Source organism: Streptomyces sp. XY431 (assembly GCF_001279805.1).
GTDB classification, from domain to species: domain Bacteria; phylum Actinomycetota; class Actinomycetes; order Streptomycetales; family Streptomycetaceae; genus Kitasatospora; species Kitasatospora purpeofusca.
In genome coordinates this window covers 1-345 of the sequence record NZ_LGDO01000364.1, presented here as the reverse complement: position 1 = coordinate 345, position 345 = coordinate 1, and the positions used below count along the sequence as shown (strand labels likewise).

The window sequence follows — 345 nt, the reverse complement described above, 5'->3', positions numbered from 1 at the left end:
CAGTTGCCGGTGGCCTCGCAGGCGGCGACCTTGTCCCAGACGCCGGCGGGGGCGGCGGAGGCGGCGTTGGCCGTGACGAGTCCGGCCACCGGCAGGGCGGTGAGGGCCCCGGCCATGAGGGCCATCCGGGCGCGGTTGCGGCGCTTGGGGGTGGCGGTGGTGGTGGCGGTGGTCTCGTTACGGAAGGTCATGTGTTTCCTTTCGGAGGGTGGTGCGGGCGTGCGGAACCAGGCCCTGGGGGCTTGTGGTTTCGGGGGGCTCGCACTGTGTTCCTGGTGAGCGGTGTGCTCGTTCGGTGCGACGCATTCGAAGTTACGGGGGTGGGGGTGGTGTTTCAAGGATTCG

The 345-nt window shown here is 70.1% G+C and carries 1 pseudogene; it reads right to left on the bottom strand.

The features are described from left to right. Window positions 1–191 (bottom strand): annotated as a pseudogene (locus ADK60_RS26415) (transglycosylase family protein); the annotation flags it as partial. Between the last annotated feature and the right edge of the window lie 154 nt (window positions 192–345).